Raw genomic sequence first — 22,534 nt, forward strand, 5'->3', positions numbered from 1 at the left:
CGGATAAAGCCGGTTCTTGTCACTCGCTATCACGTCTCCAGGGTGCCGTCTGCACCACTCTCACCGGGTGTGGTACTGTCTTTCGCACAAGCTATAAATAGAATCGCATTCAATCAATGAGTGATTATGGCGCAGCAAATGGGCAACCAGCCGCTGATCGTCCTCTCCGAGGACAGTCAGCGCACCTCTGGCAAAGACGCACAGTCGATGAACATCACCGCCGGCAAAGCGGTCGCGGAAGCCGTCCGCACCACGCTCGGCCCGAAGGGGATGGACAAGATGCTCGTGGACTCCACGGGCGAGGTCGTCGTCACGAACGACGGCGTCACCATCCTCAAGGAGATGGACATCGAGCACCCGGCGGCCAACATGATCGTCGAGGTCGCCGAGACCCAGGAGACCGAGGTCGGCGACGGCACCACCTCCGCCGTCGTCGTCTCCGGTGAACTCCTCTCGGAAGCCGAGGACCTCCTCGAGCAGGACATCCACGCCACCACGCTCGCGCAGGGTTACCGCCAGGCCGCAGAGCAGGCCAAGGAGTTCCTCGAGGACGCCGCCATCGACGTGTCGGCCGACGACACCGAGACCCTCGAGAAGATCGCCGCGACCGCCATGACCGGCAAGGGCGCGGAGAACGCGAAGGACGTCCTCTCCACCCTCGTCGTCAGCGCAGTCCAGTCCGTCGCCGACGACGACTCCGTCGACACGGACAACGTCAAGGTCGAGAAGGTCACCGGCGGCGCCATCGAGAACTCCGAGCTCATCGAGGGCGTCATCGTCGACAAGACCCGCGTCAGCGAGAACATGCCGTTCGGCGTCGAGGACGCCCGCATCGCCCTCGTCGACGACGGCCTCGAGATCCAGGAGACCGAGATCGACACCGAGGTCAACGTCACCGACCCCGACCAGCTCCAGCAGTTCCTCGACCAGGAAGAGGAGCAGCTCAAGGCGATGGTCGACTCCCTCTCCGAGGCGGGCGCCAACGTCGTCTTCGTCGACGGCGGCATCGACGACATGGCCCAGCACTACCTCGCGAAGGAGGGCATCCTCGCGGTCCGTCGCGTGAAGTCCGACGACTTCACCCGTCTGTCCCGCGCTACGGGCGCCACCCCGGTCTCGAACGTCAAGGAGATCGACGCCGACGACCTCGGTGACGCCGGCAGCGTCGCCCAGAAGGACATCGGCGGCGACGAACGCATCTTCGTCGAGGACGTCGAGGAAGCCAAGAGCGTCACCCTCGTCCTCCGCGGCGGCACCGAGCACGTCGTCGACGAGGTCGAGCGCGCCATCGACGACTCCCTCGGCGTCGTGCGCGTCACCCTCGAGGACGGCAAGGTCCTCCCCGGTGGCGGCGCACCCGAGACCGAACTCGCGATGGAGCTCCGCGACTTCGCCGACTCCGTCGGCGGCCGCGAGCAGCTCGCCGTCGAAGCGTTCGCCGACGCGCTGGAAGTCATCCCGCGCACCCTCGCGGAGAACGCCGGCCACGACCCCATCGACTCCCTCGTGGACCTGCGCTCCCAGCACGACGGCGGCGACAAGGCCGCGGGCCTCGACGCCTACACTGGTGACGTCGTCACGATGACCGACGACGGCGTCGTCGAACCGCTCCGCGTCAAGACCCAGGCCATCGAGTCCGCCACCGAGGCGGCCGTCATGATCCTGCGCATCGACGACGTCATCGCGGCCGGCGACCTCGTCGGTGGCCAGGTCGGCGACGACGACGGCGACGACGGCCCGGCCGGCGGCCCCGGCGGTATGGGCGGCGGCATGGGCGGCATGGGCGGCATGGGCGGCGCGATGTGACGTAGGCCACAGCCTCACTCACACCTCGCCCCTCGCCCCGCACCGCTCGCTCACCGACACGCGATTTTCTTTCCGCGCCACGCTTGACAGCTACGGCTCTCGTCCTCGAGCAGACCTGTCCCCCAGAAAGGATTTACAACGCTCCACCCACCGGTGAGACGTGAACCGAAGGTCGGTGGTCGTCGCCCTCGGAACGACGGTCGCATCACTCGCTGGCTGTACATCCTCGGGCAAGCGACAGCCCACGGAATCGAGGAAGACCACTGGCAAGACGACCACTAACGGGACTGACGGGGAATCCTCGCTCACCGACTGGGAGGCGACGACCGACTGCGAGGGAGAGCCCAACGACATGCACGACAGCGTCATCAAGGTGGCACGGGTCGAGTCCAGCATCGAAGACGGGCACGTGCCCATCCACTTCTCTGACCTCACTACCGAGGAGCAGGCCATCACTCGCACCGTCACCGAGACGGGTGGCTACGGCACCTGTGAAGTCTCCGACGCGTTTCACCGGCTCGTAGAGCGTGCCTCCGAGCGGACGGAGGGGTAGTCCACCTCCATGCGCGTCTACCTCGAACGGGATGGCGTCTACTACGCCCTCTACGTCGAGGTTCAGGATCAGGTCTACGCCTACTGACTACGCCCGGACGCCCGACAGCGACAGCGCCGCGTAAAAGGAGGTTCTAAGTGACGCCACTGCAATTTTTGCGGCATGGAGACGCTCCTGCTCAACAAGGAGGACGTGGACGTAAACACGCCGATGCCGGAGCTGATATCGGCGGTCGAGGACGCGTTCGCGGCCTACGAGAACGGGGACGCACAGATGCCCGCGAAGTCCTACATCGACCTCCCGCAGTACAACGGCGACTTCCGGTCGATGCCCGCCTACCTTGACGCCGGGTCGTGGGACGCCGCCGGCATCAAGTGGGTCAACGTCCACCCCGACAACCCCGACGACTTCGACCTCCCGACCGTGATGGGGACGATGGTGTACTCCGACCCCGAGAACGCCTACCCGCTCGCGCTCATGGACGGCACCGAACTCACGATGAAGCGCACGGGTGCGGCAGCCGCCGTCGCTACCGACCACCTCGCAATCGAGGACGCCACCTCCTTCGGCGTCGTCGGCGCCGGCGTCCAGGCGTACACCCAGCTGGAGGCCATCGCGGCCGTCCGCGACATCGAGGAGGTCGTCGTCAGCGACATCGACGACGAGGCCGTCCAGAAGTTCGTCGACTACTTCGCCGACGACTTCGACGTCCGCGGCGGCTCCATCGCGGACGCCGGCCACTGCGACGTGCTCTCGACGGTCACGCCCGTCGAGGAGCCACTGGTCGCCCCCGAGGACCTCGCCGACCACACGCACGTCAACGCGATGGGCGCCGACGCCGAGGGCAAACACGAACTCGCCGACGACATCCTCCTCGCCAGTAAACTCGTCATCGACGACTACGCCCAGACGACTCACTCCGGCGAGATCAACGTCCCGTACAACGCCGGCGTCCTCACCGACGCCGACATCTACGGCGAGATCGGCGAGATCGTCACCGGCCAGAAGGACGGCCGCACCACCGACGACACCGTCACCGTCTTCGACTCCACCGGCCTCGCCATCCAAGACGTCGCCGCCGCCCACGTCGTCTACGAGCACGCCGACGAACACGACAACGGCTACCCGTTCGACCTGCTGGGCGTCTAGAACGCATTTTTTGCGCCGCGGGGGGTCGCCGGAGGCGACCCCCGCTCGGCAAAAACTTGCGGAAAAAGCGCCGTCGGACCCCACTTCGGGGGTCCTCGGCGCCCGCGCTCACTGCGTTCGCGCGGTGAACCGCTTCGCTCGGGTTCTTCGAATCACTCGCTCGCGGATGCTCGCTGGATTCCTGCCTAGATTCAAGTAGCAGAGCGGGACCAACCCGGACCGTGACGTGATGAAAACCGCGAGGTGCGAGCGGGAGTGCGGCGGACGCCTCGCGGACGCGAACTCGTCGCCTGTACGCCCTACTCGTCGCTGGAGAACTGGCTGGAGAGGTAGTCCCAGACGGTCGTGACCACCCACAGGCCGACGAGAATCGGCAGCAGCGGGACGAGGACGAACAGCAGTCCGAGGAACAGTAGCCACCCGATGGTGTTCATCTCGCTGTCCGCTCGCGGACCGTAGGGTTTGGTGACCGTTCGCAGGACCTTCTTCACGGGCTCCGGAGCGACGCTCATGCCAGCTAGTTGGTGGGCTAGCTCGTTAAGCGTTGGCTCGCCTGCGACGCAGAGAACAGTTGACGACCGGTTACTCCAGGTCGATGGCCGGTCGGAACGGCACTGCGCGCGACGCGCGGTCGGCGTCGGCGTCCTGCTCGGCGACCACGTCCACGGATGCTTCGAACTCCCGCGCGATGTAGCCGGCGGCCGTCTCGTACAGTTCCGTCTCGTCCACCTCGTCGAGCGCCACGAGTTCGTCGTCGTCGCGCTCGCGGACGTCCGAAACGAGGTCCTGTGCGAGGTCGTTGACCGCGTTCCCCTTCTCGCGCAGTGAGTCCTGCTGCATCACCTTTCCCATCACCGCACCGACGTCCGGCCCGGTCTCGCGGACAGTCTCGTAGACGCGGTGCTTCCACGGCGCGGCCGCGTAGATGGCGATCCGGTCCGGGTCCGTGCCGGTGACGTCGATGACCTCGCGGACGTCGTCCGCCAGGTTCTCGACGAGTCGCTCCTCGACCTCCACGCGAGCCGACTCCAGTTCGGGGTCGGCTTCGGGCCACGCGGCGTCCTCGACCGGTTCGCCGGTCAACTGCTCGTGGAGTTCGTTGGCGAGGAACGGCACGATGGGTGCCAGCAGGCGCAGGCGCGTCCGCAGGACCTCCTGGAGCGTCCAGCGTGCGCCCGGTCGGTCGAGGTCAGCGCGCTTGCGGTACCACGTCAGGTGCTCCTCGAAGTGGTAGAACGCCTCCTGGCTGGCCTTCCGCGTCTGGAAGTCGTCCATCGCTTCGGTGGCCTCGCGGATGGTCGACTGGAGCTTCGACAGTAGCCACCGGTCGATGCGCTCCAGGTCGCGTTCACCCGCGGGCGCGGTTATCACGTCCTGTGCGCGCTCGTAGAACCGCGCGAGCTGGTTCTGCGTGGTGCCGACCTCGTCGCCGCGCCAGTCGAAGTCCTGCCAGGGCTCCGCGGAGTTCAGCAGGAAGAACCGGACCGTGTCCGCGCCGTACTCCTCGATGGCCTCCGTCGGCAGCACGACGTGACCGCTGGACGAGGACATCGCCTTCCCCTCCAGCAGGCCCATACCCGCGACCGCGATGCCCTCCGGCCACTTCGACTCGTCGAACAGGTCGGTGTGGTGGAACAGGTAGAACGTGAGGTGGTTCGAGATGAGGTCGTTCCCCGAAATGCGGTAGTCGACGGGGTACCAGTACTCCCACTCCTCGCGCAGGTCGAGGGCCGTCTCGTCCGGGTCGTCGACGGCATCCGCGCCGTAGAACAGCGTGTCGAAGAACTCGCGGTCCATCTGCTCCGGCGGGACGTCTTCCAGCCGGTGGGCGATGGTGTAGTAGGACATGTACACCGTCGAGTCCGACAGCGGCTCGATGACGAAGTCGTCGTCCCACGGAAGCCGGGTGCCGAGGCCGTAGTTCCGGATGCACGGCCACTCGTTCAGCCAGTCGACGGTGTGGTCGAGCTGGTCGCGGGTGTTCTCCGGGATGGCGTCCAGGTCCGCGATGGCCTCGTGAGCGAGTTCCTTCCAGTCCTGGTCGCTGTACGTGAGGAACCAGGTGTCCTGCTTGGCCACTTCGACCTCGCCGCCACAGCGGCAGACGACCTCCTCGGAGAACTCGTACATGGTGTCGAACTCCCCGCTCGACTGGAAGTGGTCGGCGAGTTCGTCGCGGACGTCCTCGACGATCGCACCGGCGTACTCGCCGTACATGTCCTTCAGCGTCCCGCTGTGGAACTCTCGGTTGTACACCTGCTGGGTGGCGTCCTCGAGAGCGGGGTCGTCGCTGGACTCGATACCGAACTCCTCGACGGCGGCCCGCGCCGGGAACTCGTCGTCGTAGGCTTCGACGTCGATGATGGCCTTCGGTTCGATGGCGTCGACGTCGGCGGGGTCGATGCCGTACTCGCGCATGCGCTCGTCGTCTGCCTTCGCCTCCTGCAGCGCCACCCAGTCGTCGGGCGAGTGGGCCGGCACGGACATCACGACGCCCGTCGCGTTGTCCGCGTCGACGAAGCCCGCTGGCAGGACGAGGACGTCCTCGCCCGTGACGGGGTTGGTGACGTGCTCGCCGACCAGTCGCTCGCCCGTAAACCGGTCGAGAATCTCCACGTCCCGCTGCTGGAGGACGAGTTTCTCGGCGGCCTCGTCGCTGACCAGCCAGCGTTCGCCGTCCACGTTCGCCTCGACGTAGTTCGCGCCGGGGTCGATGTAGGCGTTCGTGACGCCCCGGACGGTCTCCGGGCGCAGCGTCGCCATCGGCACCACCGTGTCGCCCGACTGGAACTTCACGAGCGTGTACTCCTGGAACTCCGCCTCCTCGCCCTCCAGGATGTCGTGAGTGGTGACGGGGTTCTCCTCGTCGGTGCAGTACTTCACGGGGTGGAGGCCCTTCTCCAGACGGCCGTGGTCCCGCAGTGTCTCGTACTGCCACGTGACGAACTTCGAGTAGCGCTCGTCGTTCGTCGTGAACTCCCGGCGCCAGTCGATGCTGAGGCCGAGGGACTGCATGTTCTCCTTGTAGTGGTTCTCGATGAAGTAGCGCGCGAACCCCATCGGCGTCTCCAGGGTCTCGAGTTCGTCCTCGGGGACGTTGTACGTGTCCCGGAGCACGGAGAGCTGCTCCTCCTCGCCCTTCTGCAGGCGGTTCACCGCGCCGATGATCGGCGTGCCGGTGACGTGCCACGCGATGGGGAACAGTACGTTGTCGCCCTGCAGCCGTCGGTAACGAGCGTAGACGTCCGGCACGGTGTAGGTGCGGGCGTGGCCGATGTGCATCCCGCCGGAGGGGTAGGGGTAGGGGACGGTGACGAACGTCGCGTCCTCGTCGTCGGAGTCGGGCGTGGCGTCGTAGCGACCGCCCTCCGCCCAGCGGTCCTGCCACTTCTGTTCGATTTCCCGTGGCTGGTAGGTCATACCCGACGTGACTCCCCCGCAGTCCAAAAGCCCTCCCATCGTGACTGTTCGACCTGTCAGGTTGCGAAGAAAACCGGTGTGGGGTAGCGCGTTACACACAACGATTTTCAGCTCCCTCTCCCTCCAACGAGCTCGTGGGCGAAGCGGTGACGGGGTTCTCCTACGACGCACTCGACCTCGGCTTCACGCCCCCGGTCCGGGGTGGCGACCGCCCAGCGGACTGGGCGGCGGCAGTCGACACCGTCGCCGAGGAAGTCGCGACTGTCCTCCAGGGAGCACGCCGGTAGTCGGTCCGAGCGAGGCGAGACGACTGGTGGCGCCTACTCGATGTCCACCGTCGTCCCGTCGTCGGACGCGCTCGCCTTCGGCAGTTCGACGGTGAGGACGCCGTGCTGGAACGACGCGCTCGTGGCGTCCTCGTCGACGGCCTCCGGGAGCGTGAGGCTCCGACTCGTCGAGCGCTCGCTGCGCTCCCGACGGATGTACTGCTCCTCGTCGATCTTGGTGTCCTCGGACCGCTCGGCGTCGATGCGGAGCGTCCGGTCCTGTACCTCTACCTCGATGTCCTCGCTCTCGAACCCGGGGAGGTCGGCGGTGACCGTGAAGCGCCCGTCGGCGTCCTTCACGTCCACCGCGAACTCGCTGCCGCCGTCGCGTGCGTCGTCGAGTCGTTCGAGAATCCGTTCCAGTTCCTCGAAGGGGATGCCGCGAGAGGTCATGCACGAAGGTTCTCTCCGAACCGCCGAAAAGCCACCGGCCACTTACACGTCTGAAGCAATCGACGGCCGAGCATCCGCGAGCGAACGGTTCGGAAAGCCCGAGCGAAGCGGTTCACTCCGCGAGTTTTTGCCGAACGAGCGGCGCAAAAGTGCGTTTAGACGACGTGCTCGACGTCGTAGGAGCCGAGGCGGTGGACCCAGCCGTCCTCGGCGATGGCCTCGATCTCCTCGAGGGCGGCCTGCGTGCGCTCCTCGTAGAGGCCGGCGGCGACGTCGACGTGGAAGACGTAGTCACCGAGTCGCTCGCCGGAGGGCCGGGACTCGACCCGGGAGAGGTTGATGTCGCGGTCGGCAAACGGTTCGAGTAGTTCGAGCAGCAGACCGGGGTAGTTGGCGTTCGGGTAGACGACGAACGAGGACTTCCCGCCGGCGTCCGAGCGGTCCTCGGGCGGTGCGACGACGAAGAAGCGCGTGGAGTTGCTGGTGCGGTCCTGGATGTCCTCGGCGACGAGCTGGAGGTCGCCGGTGGCGTTGTCGGGGTGGGCGATGCCGGCGACGGTCGCGTCCTCGCGTGCGAGTTCGACGCTTCGTGCCGTAGAGGCGACGGCTTCGCGGTCGGCGTCGGGGTAGTTCTCGTCGAGGAACGTCCGGACCTGCGCGAGCGCCTGGGAGTGGCTGGCGACGGTGTCGAAGTTCCCGCTCTGCGCGATGAGCGCGTGCTTAACGGGTGTGACGACCTCGCGGACGACGGCGAGGTCGGTGTCCGCGAGCGCGTCCAGGGTCTCCGTCACCGACCCCTCGATGCTGTTCTCGATTGGGACGACGCCGCGGCTGGCGCTCCCGTCGGCGACCGCGTCGACGATGCCGCGCACAGACTCGGCGAATGCGATGTCGCCGTCGTCTGCGACGGCGAGCGCTGCGCGGTGTGAGTACGTACCGGCGGGCCCGAGCGTGACCGTCTGCATGCCTCCCCGTAGGCGGTGGACGGGGGAAAAGGCCGTCGGGGTGACAGTCTACTCAAGCCGGTACCCGCCGACGACGAGCGCCGTGCCGAACACGGCGAGCACGACGGGGTAGGCGTCTGGGAGCCACGCCGGGAGCAGGAGCGCGAGCAGCGTCACCTGCACGCCGATCAGCATCGTCTTCGCACCCTCGGAGTCGGTCATGTGCGAGTGCTCACACGAGACGAGGAAAAGCCACGCGATTCGCTGGCCACCGGGTCGACGACGCCCACCCCCGGACGGCCCGGGAGGGTCGAAAGGGAGCGCTACTCGTCGCGGCCGCCCCCACTCGAGCGCCGTAGCCGCCACTTTTTCGTCCGTCCGGCGCCCCGCCGTCAGTGCCCGGACAACGCCTCCTTACGCTCCCGCTGCGCTCCAAAAGCCACCCTTTCCAGTTCGTACCATCTGTGTAACAATGCTCGACTGCGTACATCGCTAGCACGGTGTCCAGAACAATGGCATACCAGGCTAGCTGTCAGGAGGACGAGTTCATGGTACAGTCCGACGACGAACAGGAGGTCCTGAACAACCTCAAGGAGCACGCCCACGAGAAACACGACATGGACATGAGCGACGACGACGCGCGGGACATGATGGAGCAGACGTAGCTCCGCCACCCGCGACGCGGGCCGGCCTGCACACTTCATTTTCCGACGGCGCTGAGGGCGACGACGTCGCGACCGGGAATCTGCGCGACGAGAACTGAGCGAAGCGAGAGCGGTGGAGGTTACCGGTTCAGCGTGTGGATGGCGTGGCCGAGCGCGTGCTCGGAGGCCTCCTTGACTGCCTCGGCGAGCGTCGGGTGGGTGTGGATGGTGGCAGCGACGTCCTCGAGGGTGGCGCCCAGTTCGATGGCGAGCGCGAGCTCCGCGATCAGTTCGCTGGCCTCCGGGCCGACGATCTGCGCGCCGAGGATGAAGCCGCTGTCCTCGTCGGCGACGACGCGCACGAAGCCCTCGCCCTCGCCCGTGGTGAGCGCGCGACCGCTGGCGCTGAACGGGAACTTCCCGACCGCGGGCTCGAAGCCCTGTGCTTCGGCCGCGTCCGCGGTGAGGCCGACGGTCGCAATCTCGGGGTCCGTGAACACCGCGGCGGGGACGGCCTGGTAGTCGAGGGCCGCGGGTTCGCCCGCGATGACCTCGGCGGCGACCTCGCCCTCCTTGCTCGCCTTGTGTGCGAGCATCGGGCCGGGCGCGACGTCGCCGATGGCGAAGACGTTCTCCACGTCGGTCCGGGCCTGGTCGTCCGTCTCGATGCGGCCGTCCTCGTTCGGTTCGAGGCCGACGGCGTCGAGGTTCAGCGTGTCCGTGACGGGCTGGCGGCCGACCGCCACGAGCACCTTGTCCGTCTCGAAGTCCGTCGTCTCGCCGTCCTCGTCAGCGGCGGTGACGACGATGCCGTCGCCGGACTCCGCCCAGGAGTCCGCGGCGAGGCCGAACTCGAAGTCGATGCCGAGTTCCTCCGCGTGCTGCGTGACGGGACGCGCCAGGTCGTCCTCGTAGCCGACGAGCGCCTCGTCGAGCATCTCGACGACGGTGACGTCGACGCCGAGCTTCGCGAGGACCGTCGATATCTCCATCCCGATGTAGCCCGCGCCGACGACGACCATCGACTCGGGGTAGTCGTCCATCGCGAGCGCCTGCCGGGAGTTCAGGACGTGCTCGCCGTCGAACTCGAAACCCGGCACCTCGATGGGCTTCGAGCCGGTGGCGACGATGCAGTGCTCGTAGGTGATGGTCTCGGAGCCCTGGCCGTCGCCGCCGTGGACGACGCGGAGTTTGTCGTTGCCCGCGAACTCCGCGCGTCCCTCGATGAGGTTGACGCCGTTGGCCTTGCAGAGCTGTTCGACGCCGCCGGTGAGCTGTTCGACGACCTCGTCCTTCCAGGCGACCATCTCGCCGACGTCGACCTCGGGGTCGGCGTACACGCCCATCTCCTCGGCGTTACCCGCAGAGTGGGCGACATCCGTCGCCGTGATCATCGCCTTCGACGGGATGCAGCCGTAGTTCAGGCAGGTCCCCCCGTAGGCGTCCTTCTCGACGAGCGTCACGTCGAGACCGAGCTGTCCGGCGCGGATGGCCGCGACGTAGCCGCCGGGACCGGCCCCGACGACCGCAACTTCCGTTCCTGTGGATACGTCTCCGACAACCATTATTCGAGTAGTAGTAGTTCGGGGTCGGTCAAGTACTCCATCACCTGATTGGTGAACGCCGCGGCCTCAGCACCGTCGATGACGCGGTGGTCGATAGACAGCGACAGCGGCAGCGTCATCGCCGCGCGCACCTCGCCGTCCTCGGCGACCGGGCGCTCGTCGATGGCGCCCAGCCCCATGATGGCCGTCTCCGGGTAGTTGATGATGGGCGTGGCGTACTCGCCGCCGATGGCGCCGAAGTTCGTGACGGTGAACGTGCCGCCCTGCATCTCCTCGCGGGAGATCGAGCGGTCACGGGCCTTCTGGGCGAGTTCGTTCACTTCGCTGGCGACCTGCAGTATCGACTTCTGGTCGACGTGTTTCACCACGGGCACCATCAGGCCGGCGTCCGTCGCCACCGCGATGCCGACGTTGTAGTCCTGCTTGATGGCGATCTCCTCCTCTTCCTCGCGGAGTTCGGAGTTCAGGATGGGGAACTCCTTGAGGGCCGCGACGATCGCCTTCATCACGAACGGCATGTACGTCAGCTTCACGTCCTTCTCGGTGGCGCGCTCCTTCAGTCTCGCGCGCGTCTCCACGAGCGCGTCGATGGGCGCGGTGTCGTGGTGGGTGACGTGTGGGGCCGTGTACTTCGACTCGGCCATCTGCTTGCCGATGGTGCGACGGATGCCGCGGTAGGGCTCCGTCGTCTCGCCACCCTCGGCGTACTGCCGGGGAGCGCCGGCCGCGGGCGCCTCGGCCTGCGCGGCCTGGCCGCCCTCTGCGTACTGCTGGACGGCCTCGGCGGTGACGAACGCCTCGCCGTCGCGCTGCTCGACCGCGGGGACGTCGTCGATGTCGACGCCGAGTTCGCGTGCGAGGCCGCGGGTCGCGGGCGCCGCGAGCGTGCGGTCCCGTCCCGCTGCCTCCTGGCTGCCCGTCGCCGCAGGCTGCGTCGACGGCGCCGCGGTCGTCTGCGTCGTCTCCGCGGGTTCGGTCGCGGTCTCGGCCTCGGCGGCCGCTGGTTCCTCTCCCTCGGCGGCCGCGCGCACGTCGCCCTCGGTGACGCGACCGGACGGCCCGGTCCCCTCGACAGCGTCGAGGTCGACGCCGAGTTCGCGGGCGAGTCGGCGCACGCTCGGCGGTGCGAACGTCCGCGACTCGGCCCTCGAGGTGGCGGACTTGCTCTCGCTCTCCGCTTCGGCCTCGGGTTCCGTCTCGGCCTCTGCGTCGGCCGGTTCGGCGGCCTCGCCCTCGACGTCGAAGGTGACGATGACGTCCCCGACGGGGACGACGGTGCCGGCCTCGAAGTGTATCTTCTGCACGGTGCCGTTCACGGGCGAGGGGACTTCCACGACTGCCTTGTCTGTCTCGACCTCCGCGACCGGCTGGTCCTCGGTGACGGCGTCGCCCTCGGAGACGAGCCAGCTGACTATCTCGCCCTCTGCGACACCCTCGCCGACGTCCGGGAGTTTGAATTCTCGTGCCATCTCAGAACTCGAAGGCGTCACGGATGCCCGACTCGATGCGCTCGGGCTCCGGCAGGTAGTAGTCTTCGAGCGCGGCCAGCGGGAACGGCACGTCGAAGCCGGTGATGCGCTCGACCGGTGCCTCCTGGTACAGCAGCGCCTCCTCCTGGATGGTGGCGGTGATCTCCGCGCCGACGCCCGCGGTCTGGGGCGCCTCGTGGACGATGGCCGCCCGGCCCGTCTTCTTGAACGACTCGACGACCGTGTCGATGTCGAGCGGGCTGAGCGTCCGGAGGTCGACGACCTCGACGTCGATATCGCCGTCGAGGTTCTCCGCGGCCTCGATGGTCGGGCGCGTCATCGCGCCCCAGGTGAACACCGAGACGTCGGTGCCCTCGCTGCGCACCGCGGCCTCGCCCAGCGGCACCTCGTAGGTGTCGTCGGGCACCTCCTCGCGGAACGCGCGGTAGATCTTCTTCGGCTCCAGGAAGATGACCGGGTCCGGCGAGCGGATCGCCGAGATGAGCATCCCCTTCGCGTCGTGGGGCGTGCTCGGCATCGCCACCTTCAGCCCGGCCTCGTGGACGTAGAACGCCTCCTTGGACTCGGAGTGGTGCTCCGGCGCGCGGATGCCGCCGCCCATCGGGGCGCGCAGCACCATCGGACACGTGTACCGGCCGCGACTCCGCGTCCGGAGGCGGGCCATGTGGCTCACGATCTGGTCGAAGCCCGGGTACATGAACCCCGAGAACTGGATCTCGGGCACCGGCTTCAGGCCGTAGGCCGCCATCCCGACGGCCGTCCCGATGATACCGGACTCGGCCAGCGGCGTGTCGATGACGCGCTCCCCGCCGAACTCGTCGAAGAGTCCCTCGGTCGCGCGGAACACACCGCCGTTCTTCCCGACGTCCTCGCCCATCACGAGCACGTCGTCGTCTTCGGCCATCTCGTCGCGGAGGCCGTCCCGTACCGCCTGCACTAGGGTCAGGTTCTCACTCATCTTAGTCCTCCAGTAGCGCTTCGTCGCCGTGTTCGTCCCGAATGGACTGGAACCACTCGAGTTGCTGTTCGAGACGCTTGGGCATCTCCGCGTAGACGTTCTGGAACATCTCCACGGGGTCCGGTCGCGGCGTCTCCTCGGCCGCCGCGATGGCGTCCGCGACGTCGTCCTCGATATCCGCCTCCATCTGCTCGACGTCCTCGTCGGTGAGTCGGTCGGTGCGCTTCAGGAACTTCTCCATGCGCGGGAGCGGGTCCTTCGCGCGCCACTTCTCGACCTCCTCCTCGTCGCGGTACACCGACGGGTCGTCCGCCGTGGTGTGCGCGCCGAAGCGGTACTGCACCGCCTCGATGAGCGTCGGGCGCAGTTCGCCCTCGTCGGGGTCCTTGGCCTTCTCGACGGCCGCCTTCGTCACCTTGTACACCGCGAGCGGGTCCATCCCGTCGACCTGCACGCCCTCGAAGCCGTACGCCGTCGCCTTCTGGGCGAGCGTCTCGGAGGCGGTCTGTCGCTCCCGCGGCACCGAGATCGCCCACTGGTTGTTGTTGCAGAAGAAGACGTTCGGCGTGTCGAAGACGCCCGCGAAGTTCAGCCCCTCGTGGAAGTCGCCCTCGCTGGTCGCGCCGTCGCCGAAGTAGCAGAGGAACGCCTTGTCCTGCTCGTCGCGGAGTTGCGACGCCCACGCCATCCCGGTGGCGTGGGGAATCTGGGAGGCGATGGGCACCGCGACGGTGAAGATGTTCGCGTCCTCGGGGATGCGGTTGCCCTGCTCGTGGCCCATCCAGTACAGCAGCGTCTGCTTCAGCGGCAGGCCGCGAACCAGTCCCGCGCCGTGTTCGCGGTAGCTCGGGACCATCCAGTCGTCCTCGGCGAGCGCCATCGCGGAGCCGATCTGGGCGCCCTCCTGACCGGACAGCGGCGGGTACGTCCCGATGCGTCCCTGTCGCTGGAGGCTGACGGCTCGTTCGTCGAACCGTCTGGCCAGTTTCATGTGTCGATACATCTCGACGAACTCGTCGTCGGTGAGGTCCGGTACCTCCGCGCCGTCGACGACCTCGCCGTCCTCGTCGATCACCCGAACCATGTCGTCGGGCTCTCGGTGAACGGTCTCAGTCACGGGTACCCCCGTCCTGACATGTTCGGAAGGTCGACCCCTGCGACCATAGGGTTTTCGTAACGTCCGTTCCGGAGAACCTGTCAATCGTAGATTTTCGTTACTAGCGTCCACAACGGCGCCGACTAGGTGGACGAACGAACGGCAACGAGGGGAATATTCGAGGAATCGGAAATAACTGCACGGTGGGCTGTCCGCGGGCTGGACGCTCGTTCAATCAGTGGTCACTGTCCGGTAGTTACCAGACAGAGTCGCTCAGTCAGAGGCCGCCCTACGGGCGTCCTCTCGTGCCTCTTCGATGCTCTTCCCCTCCCGCAGCACGGCGTCGACGAACAGTTCGCCGGCCTTGTACGACGACCGCACCATCGGACCGGAGGCACAGTAGAGGAAGTCGAACTCCGCCTCGGCGACTCGGCGCCACGTCTCGAACTTCTGGGGGTGGACGTAGTCCGCGACGTCGAGGTGGGTGCGCGACGGCTGGAGGTACTGGCCGAGTGTCACCACGTCGACGCCGACCTCGCGGAGGTCGCCGAGCGTCTGGTACACCTCGTGGTCGTACTCGCCGACGCCCAGCATCAGACTGGTCTTCGTGTAGATGTCGGACTCGCGGTCCACCTGGTCGAGGACGGAGAGAGACTGCTCGTAGCCCGCGCGGCGGTCCCGGACCGGGAACTGGCGGCGCTCGACGGTCTCGACGTTGTGCGCGATGACGTCCGGGTTCGCGTCGATGATCTTCCGGACGAGTTCCGCCTCCCCCTGGAAGTCCGGGATGAGCACCTCCACCAGCACGGAGGGGTCGCGCTCCTTGATCTCCCGGATGGTCTGGGCGAAGTGGCCGGCGCCCTGGTCGGGCAGGTCGTCGCGGTCCACCGACGTCAGCACGACGTAGTCGAGGCCGATCTTCGCGACGGACTCCGCGACGTTCGCGGGTTCCTCGGGGTCCAGAGGCTCCATCCCCCCGGTCTCGACGTCACAGAAGTTACAGCCCCGCGAACACCGGTGGCCCATCAGCATGAACGTCGCAGTGCCCGGGCCGTTGCGACCGCTCCAGCACTCCCCGAGGTTCGGACAGGACGCCTCCTCGCAGACCGTGTTGAGGTCGTGCTCCCGGAGCGTATCCTTGATGTCCGTGAATCGTTCCCCGGACGGCGGCCGCATCTTCAGCCAGTCCGGCTTGCGCCGACCGCTCATACCCCAACGTTTGGAGGCCACTGCTAAAACGGTGCGGATTGGGACACCCCAGTTCGGCGCTCGCCTATCCCATATGTTAAATGGGAGGAGATGTGTATTAAACCTCGAACGCTAGAAAAATGTTCGACGTTTCGAGCGAGGAGATCACCGAGGGGTCCCTGTCGCGGGCGCTCGCCATCCTCGCCGCGCCCCTGGTGGCACAGCAGGTCGTCGTCGCGCTCGGTGCAGTCGTAGACATCTTCTGGCTCGGTCGGTTGAACGAGGCCGCCGTCGCCGCCGTCGGCCTCGTCGTCCCCGTGTACGCGCTCATCGCGCTCCCGGTGACTGCCACGTTCAAGGGCGGCCAGATACTCACCTCCCAGAGCGTCGGCGCCGACCAGGACGACCGGGCCACCCGAATCCCGTTCCACGCCGCGCTCGCCGGGGCCGGCCTCGCGTTCGCGCTCGCGGCCCTCACCCTCCTGGTCGCCCCCGACATCGTCAGACTGCTCGGCGCGGAGGGCGACACGTACACGTACGCCGTCACCTACCTCTCGACGTACATCTTCGCGTACGTCCCGTTCGCCGTTAGCGACGGTCTCGAAGGCGGATTCGTCGGCTGGGGTGACTCCGGTACGGCGTTCGCGCTGAACGCCACGAACATCGTCGTGAACGTCGTCCTCGACCCGTTTCTCATCTTCGGCTACGGGCCGTTCCCCGAGTGGGGCGTGTTCGGCGCGGCGATGGCGAGCATCGTCGGCGCCACGGCGAGCGCCACGCTCGCCCTCGCTGTCGCCGTCAGCGGTCGCCGCGACTTCTCGATTCCCCGGGACGCCATCGACCTCCGGCCGTCGCTGTTCCGCGAAGTGCTGACCGTCGGGGGGCCGGTCGCCTTCCAGACCGCCGGCAGGCAGGCCGCCCGCCTCGGCATGGTCGCCATCATCTCCATCGCGGGGTCGACGGCCGCGCTCGCGGCCTACAACGTCGGCGCCCAGCTCGCTACCATCGCGTTCGTCCCCGCGAGCGGACTCGCCGGTGCCGCCACGACAGTCGTCGGCCAGAACCTCGGCGCCGACCGGCCGGGCCGCGCACGCCGAGCGACCTGGCTCAGCGTCGGGACGGCCGTCGTCGCGCTGGCCGTCCTCGGCGTCCTCCAGTGGGTGTTCCCCTCGCTCATTGCGGAGACGTTCGCGCCCGCCCTCGGCGAGGAGGCGTTCGGGCTCACCGTCGAGTACCTGCAGATCCTCGCGCTCGGCTACTGGGCGCTCGGCGCCATCTACACACTCGAGTCCGGGTTCAACGGCGCGAGTCGCACGAGCGTCAGCATGTACGCGACGCTCATCCAGTACTGGGGCGTCCGCCTCCCCATCGCGGCGGGCGGGGTGTTCGTCTTCAACTACGGCGTGCTCGCGGCGTTCTGGGGCGTCACCATCTCGAACGTCGCGGCGGCGCTTGGCCTCGGAATCTACTTCTGGTACTCGACGGACCGCGGCCTGCTCGAGCGGGCGGCGTCGGCGGCCGCGGCGGACTAGAAACGCCTATCCGAGCGGCCACCCTCCCACGCCCTGATGGAGGTTGCCGAGGTCGTTCCACAGTTCGCCGAGGCGTTCCCCTTCGACGAGTTCAACGAGATGCAACGCGAGGCGGTGCCCGCGCTGCTGAACTCGGACGCCAACGTCGTGGCGTCCGCGCCCACCGGCTCCGGGAAGACCGCGCTCGCGGAACTCGCCATCTGCCAGACCCTCGAGGCCGGCGGCACGGCGCTGTTCGTCGCGCCGCTTCGCGCGCTCACCAACGAGAAGGAGGACGAGTGGGAGCGCTTCGAGGACCTCGGCTACTCGGTGTACGTCGTCACTGGCGAACGCGACCTCAACCCGCGACGGGCCGAACGCGCGGACGTCCTCGTGATGACCCCGGAGAAGGCCGACTCGGCGACCCGGAAGCACGACTCGCCGCGGTACTCGTTCGTGACGGACGTCGACTGCGTCGTCATCGACGAGGTCCACCTGCTGGACTCCGAGAAGCGCGGGAGCGTCCTCGAAGTCGTCGTCTCGCGGCTCCGCCGGCTCTGCGACCCGCGCGTGGTCGCGCTGTCGGCGACGATGCCGAACATCGACGACGTCGCAGCGTGGCTCGACGCCGCCCCGGAGACCACCTTCGAGTTCGGCGACGAGTACCGGCCCGTGGACCTGCACGCGGGCGTGCGGACGTACAAACACGGCGACAACCCGTTCGCGGACAAGTACCGCCGGCTGTTCACCGCCCTGGACCTCGCGGAGCCACACCTCCGGGAGGACGGGCAGGCGCTCGTGTTCGTCTCCTCCCGGCAGGACACCGTGCAGGCGGCGAAGAAGACCAGAGACGAGATCGGCGAGCGCGACATCCCGGTGAGCTCCCGTGGGGACTACGAGTTCCACACGGCCGCCGAGGACCTCGACAACGCGACGCTCCGGAAGTCGGTGCTGGACGGCGTGGCGTTCCACCACGCGGGCCTCTCGACCCACGACAAGAACCTCGTCGAACAGTGGTTCCGCGAGGGGAAGATCCGCGTCCTCTTCTCGACGTCGACGCTCGCGTGGGGCGTGAACCTCCCCGCCAGGTGCGTCGTCATCCGGGACACGAAGCTCCACGACCCCCTGGAGGGCGAGGTGGACATGAGCCCCCTGGACGTCCTCCAGATGCTCGGTCGCGCCGGCCGTCCGGGCTACGACGACGTGGGCTACGGCTGGGTGGTCTGTGACGACTCGGACGCCGACAAGTACCGCGCGCTGCTCGAGGAGGGGAAAGCGATCGAGTCCCGCCTCGCGGGCAGCCTCGCGGAACACCTGAACGCCGAGATTGCGATGGGGACCATCCGCGGCCTCGGCGACGTGATGGACTGGCTGGAGACGACGTTCTACTACCGGCGCGCGCAGTCCGCCCCGGAGAGCTACGACTTCCCGAACCTCCGGGACCGCGTGCGGGACACGCTCGACTCGCTCGTCGCGGACGGGTTCATCGAGACGGACGAGGACCTCGGGCTGTCGGCCACGAGGCTCGGCGTGCTCGCCTCGACGTACTACCTCCGACTCGACACCGCCCGGGAGTTCCGCGCGGTCGCCGACGAGGAGACGGACGCCGACGGCATCCTGCGCGCCGTCGCGAACGCCGGCGAGTTCGACAGCGTGAGCGCCCGGCAGTCCGAGCGGGACGCCATCGACCGGATACTCGGCGCCGACGGCGACGAGATGGAGTCCGGCCCGCGGAAGGTGTACGCCATCCTGCGCGGGAGCATGGACGCCAGTGTGCCTGGCGAACTGCGCTCGGACGCGTGGGTCATCCGCCAGAACGCGCTCCGCCTGCTCGCCGCCCTCGGCGCGTTCTTCGAGCGCTACGACGACCCCCACGGCGCGAACGTCGCCGCCCGCCTCGAAGCACGCATCGACAACGGCGTCCCCGAGGACGCCGTCGGACTCACCGCGCTCGACGGCGTGGCCGCCGGCCGTGCACACAAACTCCACGACGAGGGCATCGACACGCCGTCGGACGTGCGCGAGTCGGGCGTCGACGGCCTCGTGGACGCCGGCCTCTCCGCCGGCGTCGCGGAGAGCGTCTTCGAGCAGACCCGCGAGATGCCCGCGGTCACCGTCGACTGGGGGGACTTCCCCGACAGCATCGCCGCCGGCGCCAACGAGATGTGCGAGGTCGTCGTGCGGAACGGCGGTGGCGGCGCGGCCGCCGGCGTACGCGTCACAGTCAACGACGTGGCGATGACCGAACGCTCGGGCTACCTCGACGACGCACTGCGCGCACCGGTCGGCGTCTTCGGCGCGAACGCCGACGTTCTGGAGTTCGAGGTCACCGTCTCCTTCTCGGAGTTGCCGCTGCTCCCGGTCACCGACACGCGAACCGTCCGCATCGAGTAGCGACACCTGCCCTCGCGGCCACCGTGGACGTACCGGGGACCGGCGCGCTCACCGGTACGACCGGAACTCCGTCGCGACGTCCGGGAACACCTGGCGGCCGACGACGACGATGGTGACGAGCATGATGGGTCCAAAGAAGACGCCCCACCAGCCGAAGGCGATGGAGCCGATGACGTACGCGAGCATCACCAGTCCCATGTTCAGGTCGCCCGCGGAGAAGTACGACCGCAGGAAGATGTCGGGGATGACGTCGACGACCACCTGCGTGACCACGAGGAAGACGACGGGGAACCAGAGGGGTGCGCCGGTGAAATACGAGACGGCGAAGAGGTAGACCGCCAGCGGGTAGTAGACGACCTTGATGCCGATGCCCGGGACGATGGTGCCGACGCCGGTGAGGAGGCCGAGCAGGAACGGGTACGGGATGGAGAGCCCCTCGGGGGCGACGAAGTCCATGCCGTTGTAGACGGCGAGAGCGATCGCGCCCAGGGCCAGGATGCTGATGAAGTTCCCGACGAAGAGGGTCTCGAGGTGGCCGTCGACGTCCTCCAGGACGGACACCACGCGGGCGTCCTCGCCGACGCTCTCCCGGAACCAGCCGGCCAGCTTGTGGCCGTCGCGCAGCAGGTAGAAGAGGAACACGAACATCAGGAACACTCGGACGCCGATGAAGAACACGAGGCCGGCGGCGGTCGTGATCTGGCCGAGCGCCCCGGACAGCAGGTTCCGGAGCTGCTGGTCGAACACCTCCCGCGGATTCTGCCGTACCTGCCCGAGGATGGCCTCCGGATTGGACTGCGTGAGGTCGATGTACGGCTCCAACAGCGGCCTGTACTGCTGCAGTTGCGCGTGCGTGAGGATGTCGCCGATCTCCTTGGACGCGGTCCACGCCGCGTAGCCGACGATGAGCAACACCGGCAGCAACACCAGCAGCAGCGTGGCCGTCACCGCGACGTTGGGGTGCTCGGTTCGGTCCTCCAGCCAGGCGTAGATCTGCCGCATCGCGTAGTACACCCAGACGGCGAAGACGAGGGCGCCGAACACCGGCTCTACCACCATGACGAGGAAGAAGACCAGGGCAGCGATGACGAGGAGCCAACCGACTGTTCGCCACTGCCCCTCCCGGGGAAGGTCCATGCCCACAATTGCGTCTAAAGTGACAAAACCCTCGGGGCAGTGTGCCGCGGGCGGCCCGAAGTTCAAGTACGAGAACGGGACCAGCACGGCCCATGCAGGACGCGATCCGCGTGCTCGCAGGCGAGTGCGCAGTGCGCTACGAGACCGGCGGCGAGACGGAACGCGACCTCCGCGGCGACGTGGTGGTCCTCGTGAAACCCGACGACACCGTCCTCGTCCACGACGCCGACGGCTACCAGCCGGCGGCGTGGCTCACCCGACCGGGCGTCGTCCGCTACACCCGGGACGCCCGTGGATTCCGCCTCGACGCGGCGGACGGCGACGAGCGCCTCGTCGTCGAGAGCGCGACCGAACACGGCGACGCCCACTACCCAGCCTCGCCCGCTGGCCCGCCGGTCGGCACCTGCGGCTGCGAGGGGACGCTCGTCCGCGACGGCGGCCGCGTCGTCTGCGTGGACTGCCGCTCGAACTACCCGATTCCACGCGACGCCGCCGTCACCGGCGAGACGTGTCCGGACTGCGGGCTCCCCCTGCTGCGCGTGGCCCGCGGCGTCGAGGTGACGGCGTGTCTCGACCGGGACTGTCGGCCTATCGTGGCCGCGGTCCGCGAGGCGGTCGACGGCGCGTGGACGTGTCGCTGCGGCGCCGCCCTCGGTGTGGAGACGAACCGCGGCCTCCACGCCGTCTGCGAGGACTGCGGGGAACGCCACCGCCTCCCGCGGGGCACCGCCGACGGGACCTGCGACTGCGGGCTGCCGACGTTCGATACGGGTGACGGCCCGCGGTGCCTCGACGCGGAGTGCGCGGAGGCGCTGCCGACGGCGTGACCGTCGACACTCACGGGAGTCGCGACGCGTTCACTCGGACGCCGTCGCGGCGTCGACCAGCGACGGCACCACCTCCTCCCCGACGTTGAGCGCGACGACCAGCAGGATGGGGCCGAGGAACACGCCCGCCCACCCGAAGGTGAGCGCGCCGAGGACGTACGCGAACATGACGAGTCCCATGTGGAGGCGCCCCGAGGAGAGGTACGGTCGGAGCACGAGGTCCGGGAGCACGTCGACGATGACCGCCGTCACGACGAGGAAGACGGGTGCGAACCACAGCGGGCCGTCCGTGGTCCACGCGAACAGGAAGATGGCGCCCGCTAGCGGGTAGTAGACGATCTGGATGCCGATGGCGGGGACGAGCGTCGCCAGCCCGGTGAGCATCCCGAACAGGAACGGGTACGGGACGCCCGTGCCCGCCGGCGCGAGGAAGTCCAGTACGAGGTAGGTGGTGACCGCGAGGACGCCGACGACGCCGATGGTGATGACGTTCCCGACGAACACCGTCTCCAGGTCGTCGTCCGCCCGTTCGAGGACCGTGACGGCCTCGCTGTCCCGACCGAACGTCTCCCGGACCCAGTCGCCGAGGCGGTGGTCGTCGCGCAGGAGGTAGAACGCGAACGCGAACGCGAGGAAGACGCGGACGACGACGGAGAACGTCTCGCCGGCGATGACGCCCGCCGATCCCAGCGCGGCGACCAGTAGTTGCCTCGTTCGCTCGTCGAGGGCGCCCGTCGGGTCGGCGCGGACCGACTCGTAGAACGTCTGGGGGTCCTCGATGTCGGCCGCTTCCAGCGCCTCTGCGAGCCACGGGAACCCGCCGTTCGAGAGGGTCGCCAGTTCGCCGAGCGCCACCGCCGCGGCGTAGGCGACCACGACCAGCGCGGGGACGACGAACGCCAGCAGGGTGAGGAACGTCGCGACGGAGGCGCGGTCGAAGACGTCCTCGAGGCGGCGCTCGAGTCGCCGCGTGGCGTAGTAGATGAACAGCCCGAAGGCGAACGCTCCCAGGACGGTCCGCAGTCCCTGCCACAGCAACAGCGCGAGCACGAGGACGACGACGAGCCACAGGACCGTCCGCGTCCCCTCCGGAGACTCGAACTTCATGGCGTCTACAACGTGTTCGGCCGTGA

General features: G+C 68.0%; 20 protein-coding genes. 8 read left to right on the forward strand and 12 right to left on the reverse strand.

The window, feature by feature from the left end:
• Nucleotides 1-126: 126 nt before the first annotated feature.
• From thsA to LT965_RS07915, 3 genes are all read left to right on the forward strand, one after another.
• Nucleotides 127-1,806: a thermosome subunit alpha gene (thsA, locus tag LT965_RS07905; protein WP_349292060.1), complete on the forward strand. Its 1,680-nt coding sequence runs from the start codon at nt 127-129 to the stop codon at nt 1,804-1,806.
• A 160-nt stretch (nt 1,807-1,966) separates the two neighbouring features.
• On the forward strand, nt 1,967-2,359 hold the full coding sequence (locus LT965_RS07910; RefSeq protein ID WP_232703478.1) for a hypothetical protein: 393 nt from the start codon (nt 1,967-1,969) through the stop codon (nt 2,357-2,359).
• Nucleotides 2,360-2,521: 162 nt separating this feature from the next.
• Entirely contained in the window at nt 2,522-3,508 is a 987-nt protein-coding gene (locus tag LT965_RS07915) for an ornithine cyclodeaminase family protein (protein WP_232703479.1), read from the forward strand.
• Nucleotides 3,509-3,807: 299 nt separating this feature from the next.
• Here the strand turns inward: LT965_RS07915 and LT965_RS07920 are convergent, their stop codons facing one another.
• Nucleotides 3,808-4,020, reverse strand: coding sequence for a DUF7535 family protein (locus LT965_RS07920; protein WP_232703480.1), 213 nt, complete (start codon nt 4,018-4,020; stop codon nt 3,808-3,810).
• A 70-nt stretch (nt 4,021-4,090) separates the two neighbouring features.
• Complete coding sequence (gene leuS, locus LT965_RS07925) at nt 4,091-6,928, reverse strand: leucine--tRNA ligase (RefSeq protein WP_232703481.1); 2,838 nt, start codon at nt 6,926-6,928, stop codon at nt 4,091-4,093.
• Nucleotides 6,929-7,062: 134 nt separating this feature from the next.
• Here leuS and LT965_RS07930 point away from each other — a divergent pair, with 134 nt between their 5' ends.
• Nucleotides 7,063-7,215, forward strand: coding sequence for a hypothetical protein (locus tag LT965_RS07930; protein WP_232703482.1), 153 nt, complete (start codon nt 7,063-7,065; stop codon nt 7,213-7,215).
• A 33-nt stretch (nt 7,216-7,248) separates the two neighbouring features.
• Here LT965_RS07930 and LT965_RS07935 read toward each other — a convergent pair whose 3' ends face one another.
• The 3 genes from LT965_RS07935 to LT965_RS07945 form a co-directional block, all read right to left on the reverse strand.
• A complete protein-coding gene (locus tag LT965_RS07935; RefSeq protein WP_232703483.1) occupies nt 7,249-7,647 on the reverse strand; it encodes an Hsp20/alpha crystallin family protein in 399 nt (132 codons plus the stop codon).
• 155 nt (nt 7,648-7,802) lie between these two features.
• Complete coding sequence (gene pheA / locus LT965_RS07940; RefSeq protein ID WP_232703484.1) at nt 7,803-8,612, reverse strand: prephenate dehydratase; 810 nt, start codon at nt 8,610-8,612, stop codon at nt 7,803-7,805.
• A gap of 48 nt (nt 8,613-8,660) precedes the next feature.
• Nucleotides 8,661-8,813 carry a hypothetical protein gene (locus tag LT965_RS07945; RefSeq protein WP_232703485.1) on the reverse strand — a complete coding sequence of 51 codons (153 nt, stop codon included), beginning with the start codon at nt 8,811-8,813 and terminating at the stop codon, nt 8,661-8,663.
• Nucleotides 8,814-9,139: 326 nt separating this feature from the next.
• Between LT965_RS07945 and LT965_RS07950 the strand changes: the two genes are divergently transcribed.
• Nucleotides 9,140-9,256, forward strand: coding sequence for a DUF1059 domain-containing protein (locus LT965_RS07950; protein WP_232703486.1), 117 nt, complete (start codon nt 9,140-9,142; stop codon nt 9,254-9,256).
• A gap of 119 nt (nt 9,257-9,375) precedes the next feature.
• On the opposite strand, the gene lpdA is transcribed toward LT965_RS07950, so the two are convergent.
• The 5 genes from lpdA to lipA all read right to left on the reverse strand — a co-directional run bounded on the left by lpdA (nt 9,376) and on the right by lipA (nt 15,553).
• Complete coding sequence (gene lpdA, locus LT965_RS07955; protein WP_232703487.1) at nt 9,376-10,800, reverse strand: dihydrolipoyl dehydrogenase; 1,425 nt, start codon at nt 10,798-10,800, stop codon at nt 9,376-9,378.
• The gene (locus LT965_RS07960) at nt 10,800-12,269 is read right to left on the reverse strand and encodes a dihydrolipoamide acetyltransferase family protein (protein ID WP_232703488.1); all 1,470 of its coding nucleotides are present in this window, start codon (nt 12,267-12,269) and stop codon (nt 10,800-10,802) included. The genes lpdA and LT965_RS07960 overlap by 1 nt, the downstream gene beginning before the upstream one ends.
• Nucleotide 12,270: 1 nt before the next feature.
• Entirely contained in the window at nt 12,271-13,248 is a 978-nt protein-coding gene (locus LT965_RS07965) for an alpha-ketoacid dehydrogenase subunit beta (RefSeq protein ID WP_232703489.1), read from the reverse strand.
• A 1-nt stretch (nt 13,249) separates the two neighbouring features.
• Nucleotides 13,250-14,332 (reverse strand): pyruvate dehydrogenase (acetyl-transferring) E1 component subunit alpha, encoded by a 1,083-nt coding sequence (pdhA, locus tag LT965_RS07970; RefSeq protein WP_232703490.1) that lies wholly within the window; start codon nt 14,330-14,332, stop codon nt 13,250-13,252.
• A gap of 285 nt (nt 14,333-14,617) precedes the next feature.
• The gene (gene lipA / locus LT965_RS07975) at nt 14,618-15,553 is read right to left on the reverse strand and encodes a lipoyl synthase (RefSeq protein WP_232703491.1); all 936 of its coding nucleotides are present in this window, start codon (nt 15,551-15,553) and stop codon (nt 14,618-14,620) included.
• Nucleotides 15,554-15,672: 119 nt separating this feature from the next.
• On the opposite strand from lipA, the gene LT965_RS07980 reads away from it, so the two are divergent.
• Entirely contained in the window at nt 15,673-17,064 is a 1,392-nt protein-coding gene (locus LT965_RS07980; RefSeq protein WP_232703492.1) for an MATE family efflux transporter, read from the forward strand.
• Nucleotides 17,065-17,100: 36 nt separating this feature from the next.
• Nucleotides 17,101-19,437: a DEAD/DEAH box helicase gene (locus LT965_RS07985; protein WP_232703493.1), complete on the forward strand. Its 2,337-nt coding sequence runs from the start codon at nt 17,101-17,103 to the stop codon at nt 19,435-19,437.
• A 48-nt stretch (nt 19,438-19,485) separates the two neighbouring features.
• Here LT965_RS07985 and LT965_RS07990 read toward each other — a convergent pair whose 3' ends face one another.
• Nucleotides 19,486-20,574, reverse strand: coding sequence for an AI-2E family transporter (locus LT965_RS07990; protein ID WP_232703494.1), 1,089 nt, complete (start codon nt 20,572-20,574; stop codon nt 19,486-19,488).
• A 92-nt stretch (nt 20,575-20,666) separates the two neighbouring features.
• On the opposite strand from LT965_RS07990, the gene LT965_RS07995 reads away from it, so the two are divergent.
• Nucleotides 20,667-21,401, forward strand: coding sequence for an endonuclease NucS domain-containing protein (locus tag LT965_RS07995; protein ID WP_232703495.1), 735 nt, complete (start codon nt 20,667-20,669; stop codon nt 21,399-21,401).
• Between the two features lie 30 nt (nt 21,402-21,431).
• Here LT965_RS07995 and LT965_RS08000 read toward each other — a convergent pair whose 3' ends face one another.
• A complete protein-coding gene (locus LT965_RS08000; protein WP_232703496.1) occupies nt 21,432-22,508 on the reverse strand; it encodes an AI-2E family transporter in 1,077 nt (358 codons plus the stop codon).
• Nucleotides 22,509-22,534: the final 26 nt, after the last annotated feature.

This window comes from Halobacterium wangiae (assembly GCF_021249345.1).
In the GTDB taxonomy this organism is placed as follows: domain Archaea; phylum Halobacteriota; class Halobacteria; order Halobacteriales; family Halobacteriaceae; genus Halobacterium; species Halobacterium wangiae.